We start from the raw sequence: 21125 nt of genomic DNA, 5'->3' as shown, positions 1-21125 counted from the left end.
GGTTGACAAAGGCGCACAGCAGGCGGTCAGAAGTACGACTTGTTGATCGCGTGATCGACAACCGGGATCATCGACTCCACAGTGACCTCACGGGGATTGCCCGGGGTGCACCAGTCGTCCTGAATGTGCTCGGAGATGGCGCGCACAGTCTTCTCGTCACCCGTGATGACATCACCACGACCCTCGTACTTCTTGGTGTTCATCTGGTTCTTCGCGTACGAATCGGTGCGCACCTGACTGAAGTTGTCGGGGATACCGACGTCCTTGGCCAGACGGATCGCAGCCTCGACGGCCGCGTCGGCAGCCTGCACCGTCGTGAGGTTGCGGGTGTCGACACCGAGGGCGCCGGCCAACTGGGCGTAACGCTCGTAGCGCGACGGCAGGTTGTACTCCCACACCCGCGGCAGCGCGATGGCGTTGTTCAGACCGTGGTGGCTGTCGAAGAAGGCGCTCACCGCGTGGGAGATCGAGTGAACGATCCCCAGTCCGCCGGAGTTGAAGGCCTGGCCGGCAATGTACTGCGCGTTCATCATTCCCTCGCGGGCTTTGAGGTTCCGCGGCTCGAAGACGGCCTCGCGCAGATTCTTGGCAACCAACTCCACCGAGTAGATCGCGTTACCGAGCGACGGCGCAAAATCGAGACGAGACACGAACGGCTCACTGCCGTGTGCGAGTACGTCGAAGCCGCAGTACGCCGTGAAGTGCTGAGGGCAGGTGTAGTAGAGCAGCGGGTCGTCGACCGCGAGAGTCACAATGGTCGCCTCGTCGAAGCCCACCCACTTGTGCGGGTTGTTCATGTCCGACGTGTCGGTGATGACGTACGCCCACGACGTCTCGGAACCGGTACCGGCCGTGGTGGATACGGCAATGTGCGGTGGGTTCTCCTTGTTCGTGGACTTGGCAAATCCCTCGAACTCGTTGATGTTGCGACCGTCGTGCGCGATCACGACGCGGGCACCTTTGGCGGCGTCGTGGCTCGAACCGCCACCGATCGAGATGATCGAGTCGCACTTCTCCTTCTGGTAGAGAGCCGCGGCCTCCATGACGTTGTAGTCCTTGGGGTTGGACTCCACCTTGTCGTAGAGAACCACCTCGACGCCCTGGTACTCGATCTTGCCGATCAGTTCTTCGATGATTCCCGAGCCGCGCAGACCCGTCGTCATCAACAGGGTGCGCTTGAATCCGAGGTTCTTGGCTTCGACGCCGATGATGTCGTGAGCGCCCACACCCATCAGCGCACGGGGGAATGGATGAAATTCCTTGATCGGGAAATCCCAGATCTGGTTGAGCTCGATTGCCATCTTCTTTGCTCCTCGCGAATGCGTGAATGTGACGGTGGGAGTGATTCGAGCCGCTTGTTTGTGATCGGCGTCTCATCTGCACTCCACTGTGGACCGGCCGACAGCCCGAACCCAGAGTTCTCGGCGTTTACCGCCCGGACGCCGCCCCCGAACCGCCCTTTCGGGCAGGTTGTGACCACCCCGGCGCGCCAGGCCTCACCGTCGCGGACGGTCTGATTCCCGCTGATCGGGAACGTATTGCCGCGCGACTAGGATCCCCAGTAGCTTTTCATCACTGCTAGCATTGAACTAGAACATGTTCTAGCTCTAGCATTTCACTGACCTGCGCTTTACCCAGCTTCACGAGAGGACTTGCTTCGCGATGACGACAGTCGAGGTACCGCACAGTTCGCGATCGGCGGTACTCACCGTGTCCGGAGTCGTGGAAGAGACTTCGGACGCCCGGTCGCTGGTATTCGAGATCCCCGAAGATCTGAAGGGCAAGTTCGACTACAAGCCCGGACAGTTCCTCACCCTGCGCATCCCCAGCGACCAGACCGGTTCCGTTGCACGGTGCTACTCCCTGGCCAGTTCACCATTCACCGACGACGCCCCCAAGGTGACCGTCAAGCGAACCGTCGACGGCTACGGCTCCAACTGGTTGTGCGACAAGGTCCAGGTCGGCGACACCATCGAAGTGCTGCCGCCGTCCGGTGTGTTCACCCCCAAGTCGCTCGATCACGACTTCCTGCTTTTCGGCGCCGGCAGCGGTATCACCCCGGTGATCTCGATCCTCAAGTCCGCTCTGACTCAGGGCAGCGGCAACGTTGTCCTCGTGTACGCCAACCGTGACGAGAAATCCGTCATCTTCGGCGCAGAGCTCCGCGAACTCGCAACCAAGTACGCCGGCCGCCTGACCGTCATTCACTGGATCGAATCGGTCCAGGGACTCCCGGTCATTTCGCAGCTGGCAACGCTGGCCAAGCCGTTTGTCGCGTACGAAGCCTTCATGTGCGGCCCCGGGCCCTTCATGGACGCCGTGCACAGCGCACTCGCCGAAGCCGGTATGCCTCGCACACAGGTCCACGCCGAGGTCTTCAACTCCCTCGCCGGTGATCCGTTCAAGGACGTCGAGCTTGCCGAGGTCACCGACGAAGAAGCAGCTGACGCCGCTACAGTCGAGGTCGAGTTGGACGGCGAAACGCACACACTCGTCTGGCCACGCAAACAGACCCTTGTCGACATCATGCTCGCCAAGGGACTCGACGTGCCGTACTCCTGCCAGGAAGGTGAATGCGGATCCTGCGCCTGCACCGTCACCGAAGGTGAAGTGCAGATGGATAATTCCGAGATCCTCGACGCCGAGGACATCGCAAACGGATACATTCTCGGCTGCCAGGCAAAGCCTGTCACCGACAGGCTCAAGATCGAGTTCTGACACCGGATTCTTCGATACGGTTCGGCCCCTGATTCCCTTCGGTTTCGGGGGCCGAACCGTTTTCCCCCAACCCGGCAGCCTGACGTGGCCGTATCTGCCACAACGCAACAATCGCCGCGGCGCTGACCAGGATGAAGCCCTCGCGCAAAATCACACCGACCGGCACGAGCAGCGTCGACGAGGCCATCAGCTGCTGTCCCATACTCGGTCCGCAATAGACGACCGCCAAAGCCGCAACGAACACCGCAAAGCCTCGACGCGAACGCAGTCGGAACAGTATCGTGACCGCCGCCGGAATCAGATACACCCAGTGATGGATCCAGCTGATCGGGGACAGAATCGGCGCACTCAACCCGACCACAAGTGCCGCGTCGACGCCGCGTCCGTCGAGATAAATCCGCCGTGAGATCCACAGCGCCACCGCACCGACCAGAACGATCAACGGCATCACCACGGCATCCGTCCAGGTACCCATTGCCGCCAGGGTGCCCTGCAATGAGCCGTTCCCCGAACTCGCAATAGCCTCGCCTGTCAGATCCACTCGGCCGCTGAGGCTCCACACCACGTCAGTCCAGAAGGTCCTACTCAGGGCCGGATCGACCAGTGCGGCAGCAATTGTGGCTGCAGCAGCACCCATCGAACTCCAGATCGCCAGCCGCCATTGCCGTGTCACCAGGAAGTAGACGATGAACAACGCCGGGGTCAGCTTGACTGCTGTCGCAATGCCGATCAACAGTCCGCGCGGGAAGCATCGGCCGAGAATCGAGTTGTCGCGACGGGTGATGTCGAACAGCACCAAACCCATCAACAGCAGATTTACCTGACCGAACGAGATGTGTGCGCTGACCGTCGGTGTCACCGACACTCCGATCAGAATTGCGGCCATGACCAACGGGCGCAATCGAACCCACCTCGGAGTGAATCGCGCAACCGTCCACGCCACCACGAGAATGCACAACAGCGACCACAGAAGGTACGCGGTCCACCAGTCGAAAATCGCTGTCGGCCACAACAACAACACCGCAAACGGCGTATAGGTGAACGGCATCCCCTCGGGCTCGATCAGCGGGCCGAACAGGTTCCCGGCATAGATGTCGCCGCCACTGGCAAACATCTCTACGGCGTACCGGTAGACAAGAAAATCGACAGGTTCGACGGCTCGTACGACGAACACCAGATATGCCAACACCACGCAGGCTGCCGTGAGCATCGACGCGATCGTTGTCGCAGTGACTAGTCGAGCTGAGGTGGCCGGCACCCCTCGATCGTGTCACAGACCGTTACGACGCCGGCTCACACCGGCGCACGAAGCGATCGAAAGTGCGCACGCTCCTCCGCACTCAGGTGCTCACACGCATAGCTCAACGCGGTTCGACCCATATCGTGCGCGTGCAACTCCAGAAACCCGGTCAACAGACGCCGGTCGACACGTTTGCCCACCTCGCGCAGCATCCAACCCATCGCCTTCTGAGTCAGATCACGACGATCACCACAGACGGATGCTGCGAGATCGAGGGTTGTCGACGCGTCACCTCGCGTGATGAAGCCGTACGTGGTCAACAGCGCCACGCGCCGACGCCACAGGTCGCCCGAAGCCGACAGCTCGAACACCAGACGTCGATCCCGATCGAACAGCCAGCCACCGAGGATCTGACCAGCGGACGAATCGACCAGGTCCCAGTTGTTCACTCGCCCACGCTCCACCGCATCGAGGTAGAACTCGGCGATCGTGCGTCGGGCCTCGTCGTCGAAAGACCGCTGCCTGCTTGCCTTCTCGAACTGCGTCACGAGAATCAGCAGGGCGGCGAGGCGATGTTCGTGGACGTCACTGTCGAGCAGAACACGCACGTGGGTCAGGTCGAGATCGCCGAACCGTTTGACCACGGTCCGCGTTTTGGGCACCCGAACCCCGATGAAGACATCACCCTCGCCGTACTCCCCCGGCCCGGTTTTGAAGAACCGCTGAAGGTGAACAGCATCCTCCGGATCGGACAGCTCCGCCAACGCATCGCACACCGCACGAGCACTCAGATCACCCATGCCGACACGATCTCACAATTCCACGATCTCACAATTCACAGCGTCCTCACATTGAACGCCCCAGGTAAGCACAGCCCAGGCGACAACACTGAAACCATGCTCACAACCGCACTGGCGTTCACGACGCTCACACTGATGGCACTCTCCGGGCACATCGCAGCCACCGCCCCGCGCGGGTTGGTCGCAGCCCGCACCTATGATCACAAATCTTGATACAAACCTCCGCCGCGGACAGGTAACTGCAACCCGAATGCAATTGTCGGAGAGTTGAACTCGACCTCAGGAAGGCGTCTACTCGAGAGTGAGGAAGTCCATTCGCTCGAGGAGGTTTCGCCATGAAGTCGTGGAATCGAATGCAGGATGCCGTAGCCGTGGTTCTCGGTGTCTTTGCCGCACTGTCACCGATCTGGTTGACCACCAACGACCGAGCTATGTGGTCACTGATCGTCCTGGGTGTCCTCGTGGCACTCGCCGGCCTGGCTCACATGGCGCGACCAGACATGGCCGTCGCCGACTACGCGATGGGTGTCTTCGGTGTTCTGATGTTCATCTCCCCCTGGGTCATGAACTTCCACGCCTTCGAAGGCGCAGCCTGGACAGCCTGGGTTGTCGGAGTCCTCACCGTAGTGGTGGCAGTCAGTGCGATGCCGATGATGAGCGCGAGAATGCATCACGGCGATCACGGAGTGGCCGCCCATTAGAGCAGCGATCACGGAGTGGCCGCCCATTAGAGCAGCGATCACGGAGTGGCCGCCCATTAGAGCAGCATCACTGAGCCGCTCAGGCCCTGACTGCTCCCAACAACCGCCCGGCGTCGAATGCTTCGGCGCTGGGCGGAAGGCTGCCGGGACGTCCGCTGACAAACACCTCGACAGTCCCGGAACCGGCAGAAGTGTCCATCGCGGCTGCGTCGATCCGGCGCAGGGTCTGCCTGGCGACGGCCTCGGCGCTGTCGAAGAGCAGGACCCCTTCGGGTAGTGCAGCAACAATTTCGTCCCGCAGCAACGGGTAGTGGGTGCAGCCCAGAACAACGCCTTGCACACCTTCTGGCGTCCGGGCGGCGGCATCGCCGATCGCAGCCAAGGCGCCCGCTCGGTCGCCCCGGTCGATGGCGTCGGCCAAGCCGTGGCACGCAACGCCGACCACCTCGGATCCGTCAGCGAATTCCGCGATCAGATCTGCCTGATAGCGGCTGGCCGTGGTGGCCGCCGTAGCCCAGATCGCCACCGACTCACAGGCAGCGGCCGCGGGTTTGATCGCCGGTACGGTTCCGATTACCGGGATATCAGGCCCGACCAGTTCACGGACATGCTCGAGCGCCGTCACACTCGCCGTGTTGCACGGCAGCACGATGACCTGCGCGCCCCGGTCGAGACTTCGCTGCGCGGCGCCAAGCACCCGATCGATCACCCACGGCACCGGCTTCGGTCCCCATGGTGCGCCGTCAGGATCCAAGGACAGCACCAGATCCAGTTCGGGACGCAGGCGACGAAGCCAGGCGGAAGTCGGGAGCAAACCTAGTCCCGAGTCGATGAGCGCAACGATCACCGAACAAATCTAGCGTCCCGAACCCGCCCTGGCCGCATCAGCTCACGCGCGGCGTTCATCAACTCACACTGCTGCGGCTTCCAGCACCTCGGCGATCGGAGTTCCCGCAGCGATCTTCGCGCGCATTTTCATGACCGCCGCAGGGCTGCCGCAGCCGACCACAGCTGCCAGCACTCCGTCACGCTCGTAGTACGCGACGAATTTGCGGCCGTCGTCCTTGACGATATGCACCTGATCCGTAGGCGACACTGTTCCCAGTGCCTGAATCTTCACGTCGAATTGATCGCTCCAGAAATACGGAACCTGCGCGGGCGCATTCGGGTCGCCTGTCCCGGTCAACGCTCCGGCAAGAACCTTCGCCTGGTCCCCCGCGTTGCTCCAATGTTCGACGCGCTTGCGGTTTTCCCCGATCGTCCACGCGGCGACGTCACCGATCGCCCACACGTTCTCGACGCTTGTCCGGCCCACCGCGTCGCACAGCACGCCGTTGCCGAGTTCGATTCCGGAATCTGCGAGCCAGTCCGTCACCGGCAAGGACCCGACACCGATGGCAACCACGTCGACTGCAATTTCGGAACCGTCACCGAGTACAGCGGTGTCGACGACGCCGTCGCCGGACAGAGTCTCGAGCCCGACACCAACCCGGACGTCGATGCCGGCGTCGCGGTGCAGTCGCTCCACCAGGGCACCCACCGTCGTGCCGAGTACCGATGCAAGCGGTGTCGCCTGCGGCTCGAGCAGGACGACGTCGACTCCGTGCGACTTCATGCTCGACGCCAGCTCGCAGCCGATGAAGCCGGCGCCGACGATCAGCGCTCGCTTGCCCGGCGCAAGATCCGCGCGCAAGGCAAGTGCTTCTTCGATGGAGCGCAGGACATGCACACCCGACAGTTCAGGCAGACCGCCGATGCGCCGAGGGGTCAGTCCCGTGGCGATAATCAGATCGTCGTACGTCAGCTCCGAACCGTCGGCGAACGAGACGGTCTTGGACGCGGTATCCACCGACTGTGCTGGGGAACCGAGCTTCAAGTCGATCGCGTTCTCGGTGAAGAACTCCGCCGGACGAAGAGTCGTCTCGTCCTTGTCTCCGCGGATGACTTCCTTGGACAGCGGCGGACGGTCGTACGGCAGATGCGCCTCACCACCGGCGAGCACAATCTCGCCCTCGAAACTGGCACGCCGCAGCTCCTCCGCGGCTCGTAGCCCCGACAAACCTGCGCCCACGATCACAATCCGTGTCACCACACACCCACCCGTCTGTTCTTGCGTCACTATCGGCGCTCACTATGAGAGCCGTCACGTAATTCACGTCAGACTCTGTCATACCAAATTCGGACGTAGGTGTGGTGCATCCGCTGACAAGCAGCGGTTGTCACTAGAGTTGAGGGCAGGTGAGACGCACACACTGAAACTCGAGCAGGGAGCACCGTATGACCAGCGATTCCAGTGGAACCAGTAGCGTCCAGTTCGGCGCGGACGGTGGCGCCGCGCTCCACAGCACACAGGGCAAAACGATCATCGCCGACGCTGTGGTCGCCAAGATCGCCGGCATAGCCACCCGCGAGATCAACGGCGTCTACGACGTCGGCGGGGGTACCGCCCGCGCTGTCGGCGCACTCCGCGACCGCATCCCCGGCGCGCGCGTCAATCACGCCCAGGGCGTGGCCGTCGAGGTCGGAGAGAAGCAGGCCGCGATCGACATCGGAATCGTCGCCGAATACGGCGTCGCACTCCACGAGTTGGCACTCGGGATCAGGCGCAACGTCATAGCGGCAGTCGAAAGAATGACCGGCCTCGAAGTCACCGAAGTCAACATCACCGTCTTCGACGTGATGCTCTTCGGCGAATCCGAGAACCCGGGCACCGAACCGGAAGTGAAGCCGAGAGTTCAGTGAACGGTTCCGCCCCGATCGATCTCGGCAAGACTGCCGAAACCGTCGCCGACGCTGCGCTGTCGGTCGAGGGTGTCGCCGCACTGCACGGCGGCGAGTTCGGCGAAGTCGGAACCTATCTCCCGGGCAAACGCCTCACCGGAGTTGTCATCGACGAGACCGGTTGCAACGTACACATATCCGTCGCTTACCCGGCAAACGTCGTGACTGTCGCGCAGCAAGTCCGCGACGCGGTCGCGAAGGTCATCGACGTACCGATCACCGTCACCGTCGGCGACGTCAGCCACCCTGACGATCAAGGCGCACCCCTCATCGAAGAAAGGAACTGATGTGAACAGCACGACAGTCGGCCTGCTGGTCGGTCTGCTCCTCGCCCTCGCCGGGATTCTGGGCGGATTCAGCGGATTCCTCTTCGCGGTCCTCCTCGGCGCAGCCGGTATGGCGATCGGCGCCCACCGCGACGGCCACCTCGACCTCGGCGCCATCCTCCGAAGCCGTGGCCGTGGCTGAGTCCACCACACCCACCTCGTCGACGCCGGGCACGTCGAAACCCGGTCCCGTCGAACCCGAGGTCGATCCCGGCCTTCGCGGCGTTCTGGTCATCAAAGACCGCGCAATGTCGAAAATCGCCACAGCCGCCGCGATCGCAGTCCCCGGAGTTGTCCGGCAAACCGGCGGACTCAGCAAGTTGACCGGACGAGAACTACCCCGGGCAGACATCGCGACGGGCGCCGACGCCGTATCCGTCAATCTCTTCCTCGCCGTCAACTGGCCATGCTCCGTTGTCGAACTGACGGGCCGCGTGCACCACGAGGTCGCCACGAGCGTCGAATCCCTCACCGGTTACCCGCTGCACGAAATGAATGTCCTGATCGCCGCAACCGCCGCTCCCGAGGACGGGGACGTCTCGGGGATCACCACCCCCGAAGACACTGCCGAGCAACCGGTTTCGCAGTGGACTCCCCCTCGCGCGCCTGCCGCCGCACCCGCCGCAGCGGTATCGGCAGTGGTGATCGCATTCGGGTTACTCGCGCTTGCTTTTGTGGTCTCGCGTGAGTGGTTCATCAATCGTGGCACCTTCGAATCCGCGCCGTGGATCGCGAACTCGGTTGAATGGGCATCACGATTGCACTGGCAGACATGGCTACTGCCGACGGCGATCGCTGCAGTCGCCGCCGGAGTGGTCCTGATCATGACGGCCATCAAGCGGCGCGCCAAAACACATGTGCCGCTAGGTAACCCGAACGCCGGCACAGTCTGGATGCGCCCAACGGACATCGCCCGCATGTGTAGCGGGCAAGCCGCCACGGTGCCTGGCGTCGAACGCGCCCACACCACGGTCGACCGCAAACATGCCAAGGTCCATATCGATACCGTCGGCGGGGATCGGGACACGCTGATCGCGGCAGTCGAAACAGCGGTTCAACCGCACCTCGACGTCCTGCAGCGACCCGTACGTCTGACCGTTCTCGCCCGGGAAATCGCAGCAAGACAGAAGGTCGAATCGTGAACCGCTACATAGCCGGGCTCGACCGAGTTGTTGTGCTGATCATCGGCATTGCGCTCGTCGTGGCCGGCGCATACATCATTGCCTGGGATGCCGGTGTCCGCCTGATCCGAACGTGGGTATCACGGCTGGATCGACCGACGCTCCTCGGAATTCCCGAGCAACCCTGGTGGCATTGGGTTCTCACCGGAACTTTTGTCTTCTGCGTTCTTGCCGGATTCGGCTTGCTGTACCTCAATCTACGACTGCGCCGCGCCCGAGCAGTGACACTGCGCCATGCCGAATCCGGAACCGACATCAGTGTTGATCTCGGTCCGATCGCCGATGGTGTTGCAGCGGAACTCGCACAATTGCCCGGCGTCCGCACCACCAAGGGACGAGCCACCGTAGACCGCGGACTGCCGACACTCTCCGTCGTGGTCAACGCCGATCCAGGAATCAACGTCGTCGACTTCACCACCCGCGCCGAGGAAATCGCGTCGACTACGCGCAGAAATCTCGACGGTTCGGATGTTGCAGTACAGGTTCTGCTCCATCTCGACCGGGTGGACGCGGCAAGCTGATCCGGCCGTCACATACCTGAGCCACCGGAGAGCATACCGATCGTCAGGAGGATGCCTCCGACAATTCCTACCAGTGGACTGTTGCTGTTGAGCAGCCAATCGTTCAGGGATCCCATGGAGTACCTCTTTCCGGTATTGAATGGTTGACGGGCCGAGCCTATCGACAGATAGAGCCCGATATGTCACTTTTGCAAAAGCCGGAAACACAGAAAAGGCGCCCACTCCCGTAAGGGAATGAGCGCCTTTTCTTACGTGCTATGAATCAGCTAGCAAGACAAGAGTCTCACTTGATGATCTTGGCAACCTTGCCGGCGCCGACCGTACGGCCGCCTTCGCGAATTGCGAAGCGCAGGCCCTCGTCCATGGCGACAGGCTGGATGAGCTTGACGGACATCTCGGTGTTGTCACCGGGCATGACCATCTCGGTGCCCTCAGGCAGCGTCACGACGCCCGTAACGTCCGTGGTACGGAAGTAGAACTGCGGGCGGTAGTTGTTGAAGAACGGGGTGTGGCGGCCGCCCTCGTCCTTCGACAGGATGTATGCCTGGCCCTCGAACTCCGTGTGGGGAGTCGTGGTGCCCGGCTTGACGACAACCTGTCCACGCTCGACATCTTCGCGCTTGATGCCACGAACGAGCAGTCCGACGTTGTCGCCGGCCTGGCCCGAGTCGAGCAGCTTGCGGAACATTTCGATGCCCGTGACGGTGGTCTTGGTGGAGGTGTCCTTGATGCCGACGATCTCCACCTCCTCGTTCACGTTGACAACGCCACGCTCGATACGACCGGTGACAACGGTGCCACGGCCGGTGATCGTGAAGACATCCTCGACAGGCATGAGGAAGGGCTTCTCGGTCTCACGAACCGGAGTCGGGATGGACTCGTCGACAGCAGCCATGAGGTCGAGGATGGACTGGGTCCACTTCGGGTCGCCCTCGAGTGCCTTGAGTGCCGAGATCGGGATGACCGGGGCGTCCTCGTCGAATTCCTGGCCGGCCAGCAGTTCGCGGACCTCCATCTCGACGAGCTCGAGGATCTCTTCGTCGTCAACCATGTCGGCCTTGTTCAGGGCGACGAGGATGTAAGGAACGCCAACCTGGCGAGCGAGCAGGACATGCTCGCGCGTCTGGGGCATCGGGCCATCGGTGGCTGCAACGACGAGGATAGCGCCGTCCATCTGAGCCGCGCCGGTGATCATGTTCTTGATGTAGTCGGCGTGACCCGGTGCATCGACGTGCGCGTAGTGGCGCTTGTCCGTCTGGTACTCAACATGCGAGATGTTGATCGTGATGCCGCGAGCCTTTTCCTCGGGAGCCTTGTCGATCTGATCGAAAGCCGAAGCCTCGTTCAGGTCGGGGTAAGCATCCGCAAGCACCTTGGTGATGGCCGCCGTCGTCGTGGTCTTGCCGTGGTCGACGTGACCGATGGTGCCGATGTTCACGTGCGGCTTCGTCCGCTCGAACTTCGCCTTCGCCACTTTGTGTCCTCCTGGACTGATAATTGCTTGCCGTATGCAGCAGTGCGGTTGGTTATTACTTGGTCGTGCTTCGTGCCGGAAGCAACCGAAGTTACTTACCGGCGCGGGCTGGGAAGCTCGCAGTAATTACTACTGACGTAGTAATTACTACTTACTCGCCCGTCGCCTTGGCGATGATTTCCTTCGAGACGTTCGCGGGAACCTCTGCGTAGGAATCGAACACCATGGAGAAGTTCGCACGGCCCTGAGTCTTCGACCGCAGGTCACCGATGTAACCGAACATCTCCGAGAGCGGAACCAGCGCCTTCACGACACGGGCACCACTGCGTTCCTCCATGGCCTGGATCTGGCCACGGCGGGAGTTGAGGTCGCCGATCACGTCGCCCATGTATTCCTCGGGCGTTGTGACCTCGACAGCCATGAGCGGCTCGAGAATGACGGGGCCGGCCTTACGGGCGGCTTCCTTCAGTGCCTGCGAACCGGCAACCTTGAACGCCATTTCCGAGGAGTCGACGTCGTGGTAAGCACCATCGAGCAGCGACAGCTTCAGGTTCACGAGCGGGTAGCCGGCGAGAACACCGTACTGCATCGCGTCCTGTGCGCCTGCATCCACGGAGGGGATGTACTCGCGCGGGATGCGTCCGCCGGAAACCTTGTTCTCGAATGCGTAGGTAGCACCGTCTTCGCCCACGAAAGGCTCCAGAGCGATGATGACCTTTGCGAACTGGCCCGAACCACCCGTCTGCTTCTTGTGGGTGTAGTCGTGCTTCTCGACCGTCTTGGTGATGGTCTCGCGGTACGCAACCTGCGGCTTGCCGACGTTGGCCTCGACCTTGAACTCGCGACGCATACGGTCGACGAGGATGTCGAGGTGCAGCTCGCCCATACCGCCGATGACGGTCTGGCCAGTCTCTTCGTCGAGTTCGACCGAGAAGGTCGGATCCTCTTCGGCGAGCTTCTGGATTGCGACGCCCAGCTTTTCCTGGTCCGACTTGGTCTTGGGCTCGATGGAGACCTGGATGACCGGTGCGGGGAACGACATCGACTCGAGGACGATGGGGTTCGCCTGATCGCACAAGGTGTCACCGGTGGTGGTGTCCTTGAGACCGATCATCGCGTAGATGTGGCCGGCTACGGCCTCGTCTACCGGGTTCTCCTTGTTGGCGTGCATCTGGAAGAGCTTTCCGATGCGCTCCTTCTTGCCCTTGGTGGCGTTGAGCACCTGTGCGCCCGGATCGATACGACCGGAGTACACGCGGACGAAGGTCAGCTTGCCGAAGAACGGGTGAGCAGCGATCTTGAAGGCGAGAGCCGAGAACGGCTCTTCCTTGCTCGGCTTGCGAGTGATCTCTACTTCTTCGTCACCGAGCTTGTGGCCGACGACCTCGCCGATGTCCAGCGGGTTCGGCAGGTAATCGATGACTGCGTCGAGCATGGGCTGAACGCCCTTGTTCTTGAACGCGGAGCCACAGATAACCGGGTACAGCTCGGAAGCGACCGTCATCTTGCGGATGGCGCCCTTGATTTCCTCGACCGTGAGCTCTTCGCCGCCGAAGTACTTCTCCATGAGAGCTTCGTCGGACTCGGCAACGGTTTCGAGCAGCTTCTCGCGGTACTCTGCAGCCTTCTCGACCAGATCCGCGGGGATCTCTTCGATGGTCGGCAGTGCACCGGTCGGGACCACGCCGCGCCAGGTGATTGCCTTCATCTCGACCAGGTCGACGACGCCGTCGAAGTCGTCCTCAGCGCCGATGGGCAGCTGGAGAACGAGCGGCTTCGCGCCGAGACGGTCGATGATGGTCTGCACGGTGAAGTAGAAATCCGCGCCCATCTTGTCCATCTTGTTGACGAAGCAAATACGCGGAACGTCGTACTTCGCAGCCTGACGCCACACCTGCTCGGACTGCGGCTCGACACCCTCTTTACCGTCGAACACAGCAACTGCGCCGTCGAGCACGCGCAGCGACCGCTCAACCTCGACCGTGAAGTCGACGTGGCCGGGGGTATCGATGATGTTGATCTGGTTGTTGTTCCAGAAGCAAGTCACGGCGGCAGACGTGATCGTGATGCCGCGTTCCTTCTCCTGCTCCATCCAGTCCGTCGTCGACGCACCGTCGTGCGTCTCACCGATCTTGTAATTGACACCGGTGTAGAACAGGATGCGCTCGGTGGTGGTGGTTTTGCCGGCATCGATGTGCGCCATGATGCCGATGTTGCGGACCTTGTTCAGGTCAGTCAGCACTTCCTGTGCCACAGGTTTCTTCCCCGCTCGTTGCTTGGTTTTCGGGTGTCGGCCGTATCCGGTGTGTTCCACCGTCAAGGCCATGGTCTTTCAATTATGTCTCTGCCGTGGCAACCCGACCACCTCTGCCCGGAATTAACCGGCCGATGTGATCAGGTCGCCAACGGCGACAGCGTCGGAGCACCCACCCGATGGCAGTTGCTCCGACGCTTACATCACCAGCGGTAGTGGGCGAATGCCTTGTTGGCTTCGGCCATCTTGTGAGTGTCTTCGCGACGCTTCACAGCTGCACCGAGGCCATTGCTGGCATCGAGGAGCTCGTTGGCGAGACGCTCGACCATGGTCTTCTCACGACGTGCACGCGAGAAGGTGACCAGCCAGCGCAGTGCCAGCGTGGTGGAACGACCGGGGCGAACCTCGACCGGCACCTGGTAGGTAGCGCCACCGACGCGGCGGCTACGAACCTCGAGTGCAGGCTTGACGTTGTCCAGGGCGCGCTTGAGGGTGACGACCGGATCGGTGCCGGTCTTCTCGCGCGCCTGCTCGAGAGCCTGGTACACGATCCGCTCTGCGGTGGACTTCTTGCCGTCCAGCAGGATCTTGTTGACGAGCTGCGTCACCAACGGGGAACCGTAAACCGGGTCGTTGATGAGCGGGCGCTTCGGAGCGGGGCCCTTACGTGGCATTAGCTCTTCTCCTTCTTGGCGCCGTAGCGGCTGCGTGCCTGCTTGCGACCCTTGACACCCTGGGTGTCGAGGGAGCCGCGGATGATCTTGTAACGGACACCCGGGAGGTCCTTCACACGACCGCCACGGACGAGCACCATGGAGTGCTCCTGAAGGTTGTGGCCTTCACCGGGGATGTACGCGGTGACCTCGACCGAAGTCGTCAGGCGAACGCGAGCGACCTTACGGAGCGCGGAGTTCGGCTTCTTGGGAGTGGTGGTGTACACGCGAGTGCACACGCCACGACGCTGCGGGCTGCCCTTGAGGGCTGCCGTCTTGACCTTGGCGGTCTTGTCGCGGCGACCCTTGCGGACCAGCTGGTTGATGGTTGGCATTTACCGGCTTTCTACGTCGGAACAGACTGCTCGAAGCAACCTTGGCTGTTCTGAAATTAGGGATCTAGCAGTTGGAGCAAGAGAGCTGCTGCTCCTCACCCACCTCTGATACTGCTGCGCTGCGCAAATGCGCCTCGCTCCGCACCCGAGGTCGGGCGTGTCGCATACCCCCACACAGGCAGCCGGATGCTCGTTCTGAAGCAATAACTGCTCGAACGTGCGCACGGCAATACCTAGCTAGGCACACAGGTCGGCCCGGGCATGCCGGACACGACCCATAACGATACCTGCCAGCGTGCTATGTGGTCAAAATGAGCACCAAGTGATAGGGAACTCACAGCAACGGCAGGGTTCGACAGCATTTCAAATACTGACGTTGAGGGTCAATTCTCCCAGTTTGGTGACTCCTGCACAGGCATCCATCCCACCGACCGGCTGGCGAACCCACCAACCGAACACACCTCCCGCCGGAGCGCCGGCGGTGATTCCACAGCTCTGCGGATCCGCCGGTTGCCGTACGAGGTAGGCGTCGCTGCCCTTGACGGTGATCTTCTCGACCACATATCCGAGATGCTCGAACGCGGCGACCTCGTGATCGGTGGTGCCGGTCTCGAACCAGTTGAACGTGACATGGACCGGACCTGCGGCACCAACCCCGTCCCATCGACAGATTGCACCGTAGAAACCACGCTCGACGCCGTCGGCCCCGATCGCCGCCGCGATCTGTGGGTCGGACACCGCCTCACATTCCTGCAGAACGTTGGCGAACTTCTCGCTCCCACTGCCCTGATAGCCACCCTCGGCCAGCGGCGTTCCCGTCACCGTCGAACCGCACCCCGTCAACAGGATCAACGACGCACCCAGCGCCGCCGCCCGTGCGCGACTCACTGTGCCCTCGAGACGGTGAGTTCCATGAGACTCTTCCCGACAACGCACGGATCGGCAGGTGGAGCGACAAGCCCGGAGTTCACGGAGCCGTAGTTCACCGACCAATGGACAAAATCACCGCCGAAGGAAATACCCAACTCGCACAACACGCTTTCTCTCGACGCGATGAAGCCGGAGTAGCCGCCGATCGTGATGTCGGCGGCAGGTCGACCGAGGAGATCGGAGCCGGCGCGTTCACGCCCGATGGGGCTGCCTCGATACCAGGAGAACGCGACGCTGGGCCCCAACGATCCGGCAACCGTCCACTCACACCCCACACCGTTCCTGGTGACATCGGTGAACGCGAGCCCGAAAGCGGCGACCACCTCGTCATCGGTCACCGATCCGCATTCTGCGACCATCGGACCTGGATCGGTTGCTACCTGGGCGGTCGATGCTGAACTTGCGGACTGATCCGCCGTGCTGTTTTCGGAACCGCAACCGGTGACCAACGCCAGCACTGCAGCCGCGACCACCAACGAGGTACTGACAGACGAGGCTCTGCGGTGCGGCATGCAGGTGACTGTACTTCCGGGATCAGAACTGTGCGATCGCCGACGTCGGCGCTGACACCCGCACGAGTGTCGAGTCGAGTTGCGCCGCCCACGTTCTGACCACTTCGGACCGTCGGCGCGAGTCGTCGGTGAGCACGTCGGCGAGCCCCAACCCGCGGGCGAGGTCCAATGTCGCCTGCACCAGACGATGCGTCGTCGGATCTGCGTCGTCTGCGCCAAGACTCTGGACGGCCATGCGGTGCGCGATGCGGCCGAACCGTTCTTCGAGCGGCAACACTCGTGCTCGCAGGTCCGGGTCGGAGGCTGCCGCCGTCCACACCTGAAGCGCGGCCTTGAACAGGGTGCCGGTGTAGTACTCGACCAATCGGGAGATGATCGCCTCGGTTCTACCGGCGCCTGCGGGAAGGTCACTGGACTCTTTGCGGGCCTGGTCCATCCGGGCGTCGAACATCACCTCGAGCGCAGCGGTGATCAGATCCTCACGGGTCGGGAAATGGTGTTGCATGGCCCCTCGCGACATCCCGGCCCGCTGCGCGACGACGCTCATCGTCGTTGCGCTCCATCCGAGTTCGGCGAGACATTCCACCGTCACTTCGAGCAGGTGGGAGCGCGTGACTCGACTTCGGTCCTGCTTGGGTTCTCGAGTCACCGCGCTGCCATCCCTTCAGCTTCTGTTTTCTGTTGCGTCTTTGTCTATCGAGCCCAGGCCGCTGGACGCTTCTGCAAGAAGGACATCATGCCCTCACGGGCCTCTTCGGAGGAAAACAGTCGAGCCGACTGCGCGATCATCTCCTCGCCGTCTCGATCGAATCCCGCCAGGACCTCCCTGGTCATGAGCCATTTCGATTCGGCCAAGCCCTGAGGCGAGCACTCCCGCAGTGTGACCAACAGGTCAGTGACCGACGCACCCGTGTCCTGCGACGCCGCGGTGACGAGACCGATGGCTTCGGCCTCGTGCTGCCCGAACTTCTCTCCCGTGAGCAGGTAGCGACTCGCAGATCGCTGATCGAGCCTCGGCAGGACGGTGAGCGAAATGATGGACGCGGCCAAACCCAATCGTGATTCCGTCACCGCGAAGGTGCTCGCCGGACCGGCGACGACGATGTCGCACGCCCCGACAAGACCCATGCCTCCGGCCCGGACGTGACCGTCGATGCGCCCGATCACCGGCTTGGGCAACTCGAGAATGCTGCGCAAGAGCGTCAACATTCCCCGCCCTCGCTCCTTGACGGCGTCCTCCGGCGATGCGGACGACCCGGATGCCTCACTGAGATCGGCTCCCGCACAGAATGTTCCACCGGTGTGGGTGAGTACCACCGCTCGAACTGCCGGATCGGCCGCCGCCGAGGTCAGCCCCGCCTGCAACTCCGTGACCAACCGCGCCGAGATCGCGTTGCGGTTGTGAGGCGAGTCGAGGGTGATCGTGGCGGCACCGCCCGATACTTCGTACCGTACGTATGGCTTGTCCTGATCCGTCATAAGTCGCCTCTTCCTAGTACGAACGCGGCAGACCGAGGGAATGCTGCGAGACGAAGTTGAGGATCATCTCGCGACTGACCGGTGCAACGCGGGCGATACGTGCCGCGCCGAGCATGGCAGCCAGTCCGTATTCCTTCGTCAGACCGGCGCCGCCGTGCGTCTGAATCGCCTGATCGAGTGCCTTGATGCTGGCCTCGGCAGCCGCGTACTTCGCCATGTTCGCGGCTTCGGCAGCACCGAAATCGTCGCCACTGTCGTAGAGCACGGCAGCCTTCTGCATCATCAGCTTGGCGAGCTCGAGTTCGATCTTCACCTGCGCGAGAGGATGCGAAATACCCTGGTGCGCACCGATCGGTGTCTTCCACACCGTGCGCTCGTTGGCGAACTTCACCGCAGCGTTGAGGGCGTAACGGCCCATTCCGATGGCCATCGACGCACCCAGGATGCGCTCGGGGTTCAGACCTGCGAACAACTGCATCAGGGCGGCATCAGCTTCGCCGACCAGAGCGTCTGCCGGCAGGCGCACGTCGTCGAGGAACAAGATGAACTGGTGGTCCGGTTCGATGATGTCCATCTCCATCTGCGTCTTCACGAATCCAGGAGAATCCGTGGGGACGATGAACAGAGCGGGCTTGAGCTTGCCGGTCTTGGAGTCCTCGGTGCGCGCAACGATGAGCACTGCGTCAGCTTGATCGACGCCCGAGATGTAGATCTTGTTGCCGCTCAGAATCCAGTCTTCGCCGTCGCGACGAGCAGTCGTCGTGATCTGGTGTGAGTTGGAACCCGCGTCGGCCTCGGTGATTCCGAACGCCATGATCTTGGAGCCGTCGGCGAGGCTTGGCAGCCACTGCTGCTTCTGCTCCGCCGTGCCGTACTTGCCGATGATGGTGCCGCAGATAGCCGGCGAGACGACAACCAGGAGCAGACCGGCACCCTGCGCCGCCAACTCCTCCTGCACCAGCGCGAGTTCGTAGATACCTGCACCGCCGCCGCCGTATTCCTCCGGTAGGTTGACGCCCAGGAATCCGAGTTTGCCCGCCTCGTTCCACAATTCGGTGAGCGGCTCACCCTTGCGCGACTTGGGTAGTACGTAGTCGACGTAGTTGAAGCGCTCACCCAGTTTGGAAACGGATGCCCGCAGTTCCTTCTGCTCTTCGGTTTCGATGAAACTCATCATGCTTCCTCTTCTGTAGCGGGTTCTTCCACACGTGCGAGTACCGACCCGACCTCGACCTGCTGGCCGACGGCGACCGGAAGTTCTACCAGGACACCGGCAGTCGGCGCGGTGACGGTGTGTTCCATCTTCATGGCCTCGAGCCACAGAATCGGCTGGCCGGCAGTGACGGTGTCACCGAGTGCGGCGCCGAGGCGGATAACCGATCCCGGCATCGGAGCGAGCAACGAACCGGCGGCGACTTCCGCCGACGGATCCACGAAGCGCGGTGTTGCCGTCAACGCGACGGGTCCGAGCGAGGAGTCGACAAAAATCTCACTCCCGTAGGCAGCCACGTCGAACGAACGCCGAACTCCGCTCTGCTCGAGCACTACCCGGGTCGCAGTTGCCGATACCAAGCTCACGTCGTCGAAGCCGTCTGCGCTCAGCACACCACTTCGACTCAGGCAGTAGCGGACGTCGTAGTCGCCCGACGCAGTGGAATAGCTCTTGCTCTGCGGCTGCGACGGGAGGTTGCGCCACCCGCTGGGCAAGCGGCCGATGACGCGGGCCGACGCCCGGTTGTGCGCGGCATCGGCAAGTGCCGCCGCCAGCGCCGACAGCCTTTCGGCGTCGGTGCCGGCCAGAGGTGTTGACAGCTTCTCCAGGTCGTGGGTCTCGAAGAACGCCGTGTCGGTATCTCCGGCAATGAAGGCCGGGTGGGCCAGGACGTTGACCAGCAGGTCGCGGTTGGTACGCAAGCCGTGAATCCTGGTGCGCGCCAGCGTCGACGCGAGTAGCCGGGCAGCTGCCGTTCGCGTCGGCGCATACGAGATGACCTTGGCCAGCATCGGGTCGTAGTGCACGCCGACAACACTGCCGTCGACGACGCCGGAGTCGAGGCGAACGCCCTGCTCACGCAGAACACTGAATTCTTGCGGGTCACCGGGCAACTCGATGTGGTGAACGGTTCCGCTCTGTGGCTGCCAGTTCTTGGCGGGATCCTCGGCGTACAGACGCACCTCGATGGAATGCCCGCGGATCTCCGGCTGATCGTCCGGCAGCGTGTCCCCCGAAGCCACCTGCAATTGCAGCTCCACCAGATCGAGCCCGGTGGTGCACTCGGTGACCGGGTGCTCAACCTGCAAACGGGTGTTCATCTCGAGGAAGAAGAAGTCGCCCTTTTCGTCGGCGAGGAACTCGACGGTTCCAGCGCCTTCGTAACCGATGGCGTTGGCGGCGAGCCGCGAGGCGTCGAAGAGCTTGTCGCGCATGGCGGGAATGCGTTGCACGAGCGGCGACGGAGCTTCTTCGACGACCTTCTGGTGCCGACGCTGGATCGAGCACTCGCGCTCCCCCACCGCCCACACGCCGCCGTGCCGGTCGGCCATCACCTGAACCTCGATGTGCCGACCGGTCTCGAGGTAGCGCTCACAGAAGACCGTCGGGTCGCCGAAAGCAGACTGCGCCTCACGCCGCGCCGCTTCCAGTTCGCCGTCCAGCGCCGACAATTCACGAACGACACGCATTCCGCGTCCGCCGCCGCCCGCCGACGCCTTGATCAGCACCGGCAGATGAGCCTCGGTCACCGCGGCGGGATCGAGTTCGGAGAGCACCGGCACTCCGGCGGCGTCCATGATCTTCTTGGACTCGACCTTCGACCCCATGAGCTCGATGGATTCGACGGGCGGGCCGATCCACGTCAGCCCGGCATCGATGACGCTGCGCGCGAACTCCGCGTTCTCGGAGAGGAAGCCGTATCCGGGGTGAATCGCGTCGGCGCCCGAAGCCTTGGCGGCGGCGATGACGAGCTCACCCCGCAGGTAGGTCTCGGCAGGCGTGTTACCCGGCAGGCGAACCGAAGCATCGGCTTCGGTGACGTGCGGGCTGTCGGCATCTGCGTCGGAAAATACCGCGACCGTGCCGATTCCGTTCTTGCGGCAGGTTGCAAAGACACGGCGGGCGATTTCGCCGCGATTGGCGACCAGTACTGAAGTGATTGTCACG

Annotated in this window: 22 protein-coding genes; 7 read left to right on the top strand and 15 right to left on the bottom strand. The window is 62.6% G+C overall.

All coding sequences use genetic code 11. From position 1 onward, the window contains the following. Window positions 1–26: 26 nt before the first annotated feature. Window positions 27–1301, bottom strand: a complete 1275-nt coding sequence (gene mdo, locus ACFRFQ_RS04185; protein WP_138869591.1) for an NDMA-dependent methanol dehydrogenase — start codon at window positions 1299–1301, stop codon at window positions 27–29. A 361-nt stretch (window positions 1302–1662) separates the two neighbouring features. On the opposite strand from mdo, the gene ACFRFQ_RS04180 reads away from it, so the two are divergent. Then, window positions 1663–2718 (top strand): 2Fe-2S iron-sulfur cluster-binding protein, encoded by a 1056-nt coding sequence (locus ACFRFQ_RS04180; RefSeq protein ID WP_378653362.1) that lies wholly within the window; start codon window positions 1663–1665, stop codon window positions 2716–2718. On the opposite strand, the gene ACFRFQ_RS04175 is transcribed toward ACFRFQ_RS04180, so the two are convergent. Together ACFRFQ_RS04175 and ACFRFQ_RS04170 are read right to left on the bottom strand one after the other, a co-directional pair. Next, on the bottom strand, window positions 2702–3976 hold the full coding sequence (locus tag ACFRFQ_RS04175) for a glycosyltransferase family 87 protein (RefSeq protein ID WP_378653360.1): 1275 nt from the start codon (window positions 3974–3976) through the stop codon (window positions 2702–2704). The two genes, ACFRFQ_RS04180 and ACFRFQ_RS04175, sit on opposite strands and share 17 nt — an antisense overlap. A 35-nt stretch (window positions 3977–4011) precedes the next feature. Beyond that, complete coding sequence (locus ACFRFQ_RS04170) at window positions 4012–4758, bottom strand: DNA alkylation repair protein (RefSeq protein ID WP_378653357.1); 747 nt, start codon at window positions 4756–4758, stop codon at window positions 4012–4014. 335 nt (window positions 4759–5093) lie between these two features. Here ACFRFQ_RS04170 and ACFRFQ_RS04165 point away from each other — a divergent pair, with 335 nt between their 5' ends. Continuing rightward, a complete protein-coding gene (locus ACFRFQ_RS04165; protein ID WP_378653354.1) occupies window positions 5094–5459 on the top strand; it encodes an SPW repeat protein in 366 nt (121 codons plus the stop codon). Window positions 5460–5538: 79 nt separating this feature from the next. On the opposite strand, the gene ACFRFQ_RS04160 is transcribed toward ACFRFQ_RS04165, so the two are convergent. Then, entirely contained in the window at window positions 5539–6306 is a 768-nt protein-coding gene (locus tag ACFRFQ_RS04160) for a glutamate racemase (protein ID WP_378653352.1), read from the bottom strand. A 63-nt stretch (window positions 6307–6369) separates the two neighbouring features. Beyond that, window positions 6370–7548, bottom strand: coding sequence for an NAD(P)/FAD-dependent oxidoreductase (locus ACFRFQ_RS04155; protein ID WP_378653350.1), 1179 nt, complete (start codon window positions 7546–7548; stop codon window positions 6370–6372). A 188-nt stretch (window positions 7549–7736) separates the two neighbouring features. Between ACFRFQ_RS04155 and ACFRFQ_RS04150 the strand changes: the two genes are divergently transcribed. From ACFRFQ_RS04150 to ACFRFQ_RS04130, 5 genes are read left to right on the top strand one after another with little or no spacing between them, the layout of a single operon-like run. Next, window positions 7737–8201 (top strand): Asp23/Gls24 family envelope stress response protein, encoded by a 465-nt coding sequence (locus ACFRFQ_RS04150; protein WP_378653348.1) that lies wholly within the window; start codon window positions 7737–7739, stop codon window positions 8199–8201. Next, window positions 8198–8527, top strand: coding sequence for a hypothetical protein (locus ACFRFQ_RS04145; protein ID WP_378653346.1), 330 nt, complete (start codon window positions 8198–8200; stop codon window positions 8525–8527). The genes ACFRFQ_RS04150 and ACFRFQ_RS04145 overlap by 4 nt, the downstream gene beginning before the upstream one ends. Window position 8528: 1 nt before the next feature. Next, a complete protein-coding gene (locus ACFRFQ_RS04140; RefSeq protein WP_033236416.1) occupies window positions 8529–8708 on the top strand; it encodes a hypothetical protein in 180 nt (59 codons plus the stop codon). Continuing rightward, window positions 8695–9708 (top strand): DUF6286 domain-containing protein, encoded by a 1014-nt coding sequence (locus ACFRFQ_RS04135; RefSeq protein WP_378653344.1) that lies wholly within the window; start codon window positions 8695–8697, stop codon window positions 9706–9708. The genes ACFRFQ_RS04140 and ACFRFQ_RS04135 overlap by 14 nt, the downstream gene beginning before the upstream one ends. After that, on the top strand, window positions 9705–10268 hold the full coding sequence (locus ACFRFQ_RS04130) for a hypothetical protein (protein WP_378653342.1): 564 nt from the start codon (window positions 9705–9707) through the stop codon (window positions 10266–10268). Before ACFRFQ_RS04135 ends, ACFRFQ_RS04130 begins: the two co-directional genes overlap by 4 nt. Window positions 10269–10551: 283 nt before the next feature. Here the strand turns inward: ACFRFQ_RS04130 and tuf are convergent, their stop codons facing one another. The 10 genes from tuf to ACFRFQ_RS04080 all read right to left on the bottom strand — a co-directional run bounded on the left by tuf (window position 10552) and on the right by ACFRFQ_RS04080 (window position 21124). Next, window positions 10552–11742: an elongation factor Tu gene (gene tuf, locus ACFRFQ_RS04125; RefSeq protein WP_378653340.1), complete on the bottom strand. Its 1191-nt coding sequence runs from the start codon at window positions 11740–11742 to the stop codon at window positions 10552–10554. 151 nt (window positions 11743–11893) lie between these two features. Continuing rightward, a complete protein-coding gene (fusA, locus tag ACFRFQ_RS04120; RefSeq protein ID WP_378653338.1) occupies window positions 11894–13996 on the bottom strand; it encodes an elongation factor G in 2103 nt (700 codons plus the stop codon). Window positions 13997–14199: 203 nt separating this feature from the next. Then, complete coding sequence (gene rpsG / locus ACFRFQ_RS04115; RefSeq protein ID WP_003941856.1) at window positions 14200–14670, bottom strand: 30S ribosomal protein S7; 471 nt, start codon at window positions 14668–14670, stop codon at window positions 14200–14202. Continuing rightward, window positions 14670–15044 carry a 30S ribosomal protein S12 gene (rpsL, locus tag ACFRFQ_RS04110; RefSeq protein WP_003941908.1) on the bottom strand — a complete coding sequence of 125 codons (375 nt, stop codon included), beginning with the start codon at window positions 15042–15044 and terminating at the stop codon, window positions 14670–14672. The genes rpsG and rpsL overlap by 1 nt, the downstream gene beginning before the upstream one ends. Before the next feature lie 363 nt (window positions 15045–15407). Next, window positions 15408–15932 (bottom strand): DUF3558 domain-containing protein, encoded by a 525-nt coding sequence (locus ACFRFQ_RS04105; protein ID WP_378653335.1) that lies wholly within the window; start codon window positions 15930–15932, stop codon window positions 15408–15410. Beyond that, window positions 15929–16486, bottom strand: coding sequence for a DUF3558 domain-containing protein (locus ACFRFQ_RS04100; RefSeq protein ID WP_378653333.1), 558 nt, complete (start codon window positions 16484–16486; stop codon window positions 15929–15931). Before ACFRFQ_RS04100 ends, ACFRFQ_RS04105 begins: the two co-directional genes overlap by 4 nt. 22 nt (window positions 16487–16508) lie before the next feature. Further along, window positions 16509–17135 (bottom strand): TetR/AcrR family transcriptional regulator, encoded by a 627-nt coding sequence (locus ACFRFQ_RS04095; RefSeq protein WP_378653331.1) that lies wholly within the window; start codon window positions 17133–17135, stop codon window positions 16509–16511. Between the two features lie 44 nt (window positions 17136–17179). Next, the gene (locus ACFRFQ_RS04090; RefSeq protein ID WP_378653329.1) at window positions 17180–17965 is read right to left on the bottom strand and encodes an enoyl-CoA hydratase family protein; all 786 of its coding nucleotides are present in this window, start codon (window positions 17963–17965) and stop codon (window positions 17180–17182) included. Between the two features lie 13 nt (window positions 17966–17978). Then, window positions 17979–19139 carry an acyl-CoA dehydrogenase family protein gene (locus tag ACFRFQ_RS04085; RefSeq protein WP_378653326.1) on the bottom strand — a complete coding sequence of 387 codons (1161 nt, stop codon included), beginning with the start codon at window positions 19137–19139 and terminating at the stop codon, window positions 17979–17981. Continuing rightward, window positions 19139–21124 (bottom strand): acetyl/propionyl/methylcrotonyl-CoA carboxylase subunit alpha, encoded by a 1986-nt coding sequence (locus tag ACFRFQ_RS04080; protein ID WP_378653324.1) that lies wholly within the window; start codon window positions 21122–21124, stop codon window positions 19139–19141. Before ACFRFQ_RS04080 ends, ACFRFQ_RS04085 begins: the two co-directional genes overlap by 1 nt. Window position 21125: the final 1 nt, after the last annotated feature.

This window comes from Rhodococcus sp. NPDC056743, from assembly GCF_042790355.1.
Classification (GTDB): Bacteria; Actinomycetota; Actinomycetes; order Mycobacteriales; family Mycobacteriaceae; genus Rhodococcus_F.
Note: the sequence above shows the minus strand (reverse complement) of the source record. Positions and strands in the feature narration are given on the sequence as shown.